This window comes from Streptomyces sp. NPDC059371, assembly GCF_042751995.1.
Taxonomy (GTDB): Bacteria; Actinomycetota; Actinomycetes; order Streptomycetales; family Streptomycetaceae; genus Streptomyces.
In genome coordinates, this window is record NZ_JBHYXD010000028.1 from 1 (window position 1) to 6145 (window position 6145).

Consider the following 6145-nt stretch of genomic DNA (forward strand, 5'->3'; position numbering starts at 1 on the left):
GGGGGCGGCCCCCCTCCACCTCTGGACCCCCCCCCCGCCCAAGACGCTCAGACCACCCCCCGGCGCGCGCGGGCGCGCGCGCGCGGGGGGGGGCCCCCCCCCCCCCCCCCCCCGGCTCTCACCCCTGATCACGAGGAGACAACCCGTGGCAACGTTCGCGCACGCCACCCCAGAACGCTGCGCCCAGCTCAGCGGCGCCCTGACCGCTGCCAGCCTCGCCTGGAACAGCAACGGCCGCCAGGACGAACCGCAGTACCTCACCTACACCGTGACCGACCTGCACGGACGCACGTGGCGGATCAGTCCGGCCACCAACTTCCAGATCTCCCCCTCCAGTCCGCAACGGATCTGGCAGGCCAGCTGCCCGGCACTGGTGACGACGACCCCAATCCTGTCCGCCCGCCTGGTGGCGGAGTACATCAAGAACCATCCGGCATGAACAACCCGCCGCCGTTTAGGCCCCAGGACTTCGAAGAGCGCTGCGAGACCTGCGGCGCACCGCCCGGACAGCTCTGCCACGCCTGGTGCGACACCGGATACACCGCCGAGGACGCGCGAGCCGACGCCGAACGCCACGCCGCCCGGCGCGACACCAAACCCCCTGCGTCCTCGGCGCACCGCGCCGACTCCCCCGCCCACACCACACCCTCGATGGAGCCCAGCAATGGAACTGTCTCCTCCCGCCGGCCTTGAGTCCCTCGCACGCGCGGTTGCCGAGCAGCTCGGCGCCGACCATACGGAGAAGGACGGCGACACCGGCCGGGTGTGTGTCGTCTACGCCGACGGCCGCGCCCTGGAACTCGCCCCCCAACAGCCCCCGGACCCGGATCACCGTCACCGCGGTTCTGCCCGAGCAGGCCACCGCGCACCGCATCGAGGTCCAGACGATCACAGTCACCGCCCGGCCCCGCCCGCGCCCCAGCGAGACCCAAGCCAAAGCCACCGCACGGCACACGGCCGACCACATGCGTCAACGGCTGCTGCCCGCGCACACCGTCGCCCTGGCCGAGCCACGCGGTCGCACCGCCCCTCAGGCGGCCACCTTCCGGCGTGCCGAATCCGCCCTCGCCGGATTCTGCGACCGCCCCCGCGGCGTGGTGGTGATCTCCGAGAAGCCGGTACGGCGCCCCCTGGGGCTGGCGTCCCGGTGCGCCGTCACCTGGTGGCACACGCTCGCCGGACCCTCTCGCGCCGTAGCAGCGTTCATGGCCGACGCTCTGCGCCGGGCCGGGCTGGCGACGACGGAGCCGCAGGGAAGCGGCCACGTCTTCTTCGCCAAGCCCCCGGCCGGCCAGTCCGGCACCCGGTTCCGGATCAATCCTGCCCCCCGGGGGCGAAGGGTGGGACCTGGTGGACGAGTTCACCGGTGCCTGCGTGCGAACGTACAACGACCCGTGGGCCGCCCCCACCCGTCCCACGCAACAGGAGAAAGACCTTCTCATGCCCACCGTTGCCGAGATCCGCGCCTTCATCCGCGAACTGCCCGACGTCGTGTCCGTGGCCATCGTCCAGGAGCCAGCCACAGAACGGTTGCTCCAGCTCGACGCCGGGCAGCGCCTCGTCATCACGCCCGGCCGCATCGGGCGGATCAACGCCACCATCCGCCCGGCCTGCCTGCGCCTGCTGACCGGCACCGTCCAGCAGCCCAACCACACAGGCACCCGCTTCGACTTCCTGCTGGACGAGGCCTCCACCAAGCGGCTGCGTCTGGACCCGAACAACGGGACCCGGTTCCGCATCGGCACGGACGAGAAGCGCTACCGGCTCGCTAAGGTCCCGGCCGCCTCCATCGAGCTCACCGATACCCCGACCGTCTCCTAGTTCGCCCTGCAGGCCGGGGCAGCACAAGAACCCTGCCCCTGCCTCTCCGACTCGTCCTCACCCGTAACTCACGGGAATGGACGACCTCCGCCAGCACGACCGCCGCCGCCGAGCACGAGAAGCCCAGGCCGTGCCGACCCCCCAACCTGCCCGAGGAGTTGAGGTGGGACCAGAGCTGAGTAAGCCGCCGAAGCCGCCCTCGACGGAGCAAGTAATCCCGCAGCTGAAAGAAGGGGAACGACACCTGACCCAATATAGGTATTACGGAACTTAACTGGGTGGCGCTCAGGGACCGCCAGACCGTTCGCCGCGACCGAGGAGCACGTCCATGAGCGCAGAGACCACCGCTGTCATCCGCGGCCGCGTGTACGGGACCGTGCAGCTGCGCCACACCGGGCGCGGGACACCCGCCGCCCGGTTCACCGTTATGCAGGTTTCCCGCGAGTACGACCGCGCCCGAGGACAGTGGCACGACGGCGAGCCGGTCCCGGTCATCTGCACCGTCACCGGGCCGCTCGCCCGACACGTCGCCGAGTGCCTCACCAACGCCGTCCACGTGATCGTCACTGGGAACGTGTCCCTGCGCGACAACCTGCTCCACCTCGACTCCGCCCAGGTCGGCATCGACCTCGCCCACCACGTCGCCTACATCGACGACACGCTGCCCGACGTCCTCGCCGGGCGCGCTCCCGCCCCGGCATCGCGTGCGACCTCCGTTCCCGACACCGCACACCGCGCCGCACCTGTCCGCCCGACCTCAGCTCCCGCCGCGCCGGCCGCCGACTGGTGGCAATCGCCCCCACGCGGCTCCTGGGACGCGGTCACCGAGCCCAGCCGCACCGCCCGCTGACCACGCCACACGCCCCCATCGCGGCACCGGCATGCCCGCCGACCGCCTTCACCGACGTACGAAGTGCCCGGCACCGCCCTGTCCGAGCGCGCCACCCACGCCACGCTCGCCGCCCACCTCCCGCCCCACCAGGTCGGCGCTCGTCTCGCCCATCACTGTGCCGAGGAGGTCTGGCCCAGTACAAGCCGCGCGAGGAACTCCCTGCTGACGCCAACGAGGCTGGCCTCGATCGCGACGACTTCGGCAGTCCCCTCAGAACCACCTATGCTCGCGAGATAGTTGGTACGAACAGTTCATTTAGGGGGCGCGAAGCCGGATGGCCGACGAGATCAAGTACGAATACAAGACCGTGCAAACTGTTCGCGGCACCGACGGCTTGGTGATCTCGAAGATGCAGAAGGACGGCTGGGAGCTCGTGGAACAAGCCCAGGGCGTGCTGCGCTCCACCCTCGGCTTCCGCCGGCCGAAAAAGCCCCTGCCGCGGCTCTTGATCGGAACTGCGATCGGCGGCCTCGTGATCCTGGCCATCGTTATCGGCGTAGGCGCAGCACTCGAGGGCGGCAGTGAGAAGGAGGACGAGTCGAACAAGCCGGCGGCGGCCACTGCGAGTGCAGAGCCTTCCGCCACGTCGACTCCGACCACGCCCGGGTCGGCTATCGCTGGCGTGATCACTTCTCAGAGCAACCGGGAGTTCGCGGCGCTGCTGAAGACGCGGGACTCGTGCGACAGCGCGAACCTGGACTTCGCAACCAAGTACAAGGGCAAGACGGTTGCCTTCGACGGCTCGATCGTGGACATGGCGCCCCACGGTGACTACGACACCCGCTACGACTTCCTCCTGGGACCAGGCGACAAGGGACCGACTACGGGGATCGGCCCGGCCTTCAAGTACGAGGATGTCAACATCGGCGACCTGAACCTGACCGGCGCGGAGGTCCCCGCCACCGTCCACGCAGGCGATAAGTTCCGTTTCATCGCCGAGGTGGGCGAATTCAACGCGAAGCAGTGCCTTTTCTTCCTTGACCCGATCTCGACGAAAATCCGGTAGTCAAGAGGGGCATCCGCGTCATCGCAGATCGGTGTGCCCGGCTCGCATGGCCATACCCCACGCCAGAGTCGTCTGGGCTCCGGGCCGCTCCCGGACGAAGCCGTGCACACCGCGGCCGCAGTGGGCATCGCGGGATTCCGACACGTCGTGTGAACCTGTGGTCCATCAGCGACCAGGCCGCGTCCCAAGTGGCCACCGCCTTCTACCGCCGCCTCAACGGTCTAGACAGCCCAACCTCCGCCAATACGGCCAAGGCCCTGCACCACGCCGGCGGCGAACTCCGTGCCCGGCACCCCACGGACCCGACACTCTGGGTTCTCTTCGTCCACGACGGTCCGTGAGCGAGACTGCGGGTCGGTCTGGTCGCTCGCCGCCAGCCAACCGCCTGCGACCAGCGAGCGATCGCCCCTCACCGGGATCGGCATCGACCCGGCAGCCGGGACCACCAGATATACCCGGGCCGCGGACTCCTCGGCCGTCCAGTACGAGGAAGTCATGTTCTCCTTGCCATGCGGTGCGTCCGTCGGCCTCTCGGCTCGCAGGTCGAAGGAGGCGACTGCAACTCCAAGGTCGGCCAGGATCCTCACTCCGGCTCCGCTCCGTGTCGACCCGCAGCAGCGCCGACATCTGGAAGAGATCATCCGCAGCCTCGAAGGGCCTATCGAGAAGGCCTGCGCCAACGGATGGCTCAACAAGGTCCAAGCACTCGAGATCGGCCTCGAAGCCGCCCAAAGCAAACTCTCCCGTGCTGATGATGACCGCCGCTGTGCTCCTTTGCGCAGCAGGCGCCCCTACAGTGGACGGAGGAGATGACCATGGAGACGAACCCCACCGCCCTGCTGCTCGAACTCGCCGTCCAGGCTCGGTGTACGAGCGACCCGGACATGCTGCACGACTTGCTGTCCAGGGGTCACCGCGCCTGGTGCGAGGGTGTCGCCGAGGTCCAGGTCGGCGTAGACCGGGAGACCACGAGTCTGTCCGATGCCGAGCTCGCCGAACAGTGCACCGTTGCATGCATCCCGTGGGAGGCAGGAATGACGCGCAGCGAGGCGGTCTCGGCGCTCGCCTTCATGAAGTGGGATGCCTCGCCGGCGGCGATGGCATACACGGAGCTGGCGGAGCGGGCGACGCACTTCGGGGTGTGTCTGCTGGGCGAGGACGTGCTGTAGGCCGATTTGGCGTCAAGCTGGACAGCAAACCACCCCTTTGGCATTATCGAACATGTCGCACTCGTGCCGGCACCGCCGTGCTGATCCTTCCAAAGGGGTCCTGATGTCTTCTGCCGACCGGCTCGTGGACACTGCGCAGATCGTGTCCGAGTTCGGCACGAGCAAGCCTCGGGTCAGCGACTGGAGCAACAACCCGGACAGCGGTTTTCCCGCGGTCGCGCACACCGAGGGCCGCAAGCGGTTCTGGCGCTACGCCGAAGTCGAGGCGTTCTTCGCCCGGCGTGCCCCAAAGAAGCGCGCGCTGCCGGCTGCGGTACTCGATGCCGACCAGGACGAGCTATTGACCAAGCGGGAGGTGGCCCAGCTTCTCGGCTACACCCGCACCTCGACCATCGACGGCTACTTCCGTGACCGGCCTGGTTACTTCCCGGAGCCCGACGAGGACATCGACGGCCCCATGTGGCGCCGCGGCACGATCGTGGCCTGGGTCGCCAGCCGCCCCGGCAAGGGCCGGCGCAGCTCCGCTCCGACGGCAGAGCGGCCTGAGGTATCGGCGAACGGCGACCCCGACGAGCTGCTCGGTACGGCCGAGGTCGCTGCGCTGCTCGGTTACGGAAGTCCGGCTTCCTTCTCCAGCGCCCTCTACCAGGGGCGCATCCCCGAACTGCCCGAGCCGGACGCCCTGCAGAAGGCGGAAGGCAGCCGCGGCCCGGGCCGCAAGAAGTGGCGTCGGGCGACCGTCGTCGCTGTCGCCCGCGAGCGTGGAGTGCTGCCGCCGGCCGATCAGAACGAGGACCTGGTCGGCGCCGCCGAGGCAGCCCGCATCCTCGGGTACAGCAACGCCGACAGTTTCATCAGCGCACTCGGGCACGGGCTCCTGCCCGACCTCGAGCAGCGCGACGGATACGAGTACCGGCGCGGCAGCGGCGGCCGCCCCCGTCAGCAGCGCTGGAAACGCTCCCGCCTGGAGGACCTGGCGTCCCGCCGCTCCTCTCCCACCTGATTGCAGTGCGCTGGACCGCATCGCAGGCGGGATAACGTAAGACTGCGGCCTCTGGTTTAAGGGATCGACGAACTCCCGGCGGGCCAGACGCCGCACGATGGCCGGTATGGAGAGGCCAGCCACCCCTCCGGGGGGGGGGGGGGGCGGCGGGGGGGCCCCGCGCCCCCCCGCCCCCCCCCCCCCGCGGGGGGGGGGCGCCGCGGGGGGGGGGGGGGGGTCGGGGTGGGGGGGGGGGGGTGTTCGCGGTCTCTGGC

7 protein-coding genes are annotated in these 6145 nt (G+C 69.7%); all 7 read left to right on the forward strand.

Annotated elements, in window-relative coordinates; translation table 11 throughout:
• Positions 1-145: 145 nt before the first annotated feature.
• Positions 146-439: a hypothetical protein gene (locus tag ACFXGX_RS18095; RefSeq protein WP_384791676.1), complete on the forward strand. Its 294-nt coding sequence runs from the start codon at positions 146-148 to the stop codon at positions 437-439.
• 1001 nt (positions 440-1440) lie between these two features.
• Positions 1441-1821 carry a hypothetical protein gene (locus tag ACFXGX_RS18100; protein WP_384791679.1) on the forward strand — a complete coding sequence of 127 codons (381 nt, stop codon included), beginning with the start codon at positions 1441-1443 and terminating at the stop codon, positions 1819-1821.
• Positions 1822-2149: 328 nt separating this feature from the next.
• Complete coding sequence (locus ACFXGX_RS18105) at positions 2150-2671, forward strand: single-stranded DNA-binding protein (protein WP_384791682.1); 522 nt, start codon at positions 2150-2152, stop codon at positions 2669-2671.
• A 316-nt stretch (positions 2672-2987) separates the two neighbouring features.
• The gene (locus ACFXGX_RS18110) at positions 2988-3719 is read left to right on the forward strand and encodes a DUF4839 domain-containing protein (protein ID WP_384791685.1); all 732 of its coding nucleotides are present in this window, start codon (positions 2988-2990) and stop codon (positions 3717-3719) included.
• Between the two features lie 134 nt (positions 3720-3853).
• The gene (locus tag ACFXGX_RS18115; protein WP_384791935.1) at positions 3854-4060 is read left to right on the forward strand and encodes a CHAT domain-containing protein; all 207 of its coding nucleotides are present in this window, start codon (positions 3854-3856) and stop codon (positions 4058-4060) included.
• Between the two features lie 474 nt (positions 4061-4534).
• Complete coding sequence (locus ACFXGX_RS18120) at positions 4535-4888, forward strand: hypothetical protein (protein WP_384791688.1); 354 nt, start codon at positions 4535-4537, stop codon at positions 4886-4888.
• Positions 4889-4991: 103 nt separating this feature from the next.
• On the forward strand, positions 4992-5891 hold the full coding sequence (locus ACFXGX_RS18125) for a helix-turn-helix transcriptional regulator (protein ID WP_384791691.1): 900 nt from the start codon (positions 4992-4994) through the stop codon (positions 5889-5891).
• Positions 5892-6145: the final 254 nt, after the last annotated feature.

Excerpts from the sequence above, each read along its gene's own strand:
- ACFXGX_RS18120 (WP_384791688.1), top strand. The coding sequence starts at position 4,535 with ATGGAGACGAACCCCACCGCCCTGCTGCTCGAACTCGCCGTCCAGGCT.
- ACFXGX_RS18100 (WP_384791679.1), top strand. The coding sequence starts at position 1,441 with ATGCCCACCGTTGCCGAGATCCGCGCCTTCATCCGCGAACTGCCCGAC.
- ACFXGX_RS18105 (WP_384791682.1), top strand. The coding sequence starts at position 2,150 with ATGAGCGCAGAGACCACCGCTGTCATCCGCGGCCGCGTGTACGGGACC.
- ACFXGX_RS18125 (WP_384791691.1), top strand. The coding sequence starts at position 4,992 with ATGTCTTCTGCCGACCGGCTCGTGGACACTGCGCAGATCGTGTCCGAG.
- ACFXGX_RS18110 (WP_384791685.1), top strand. The coding sequence starts at position 2,988 with ATGGCCGACGAGATCAAGTACGAATACAAGACCGTGCAAACTGTTCGC.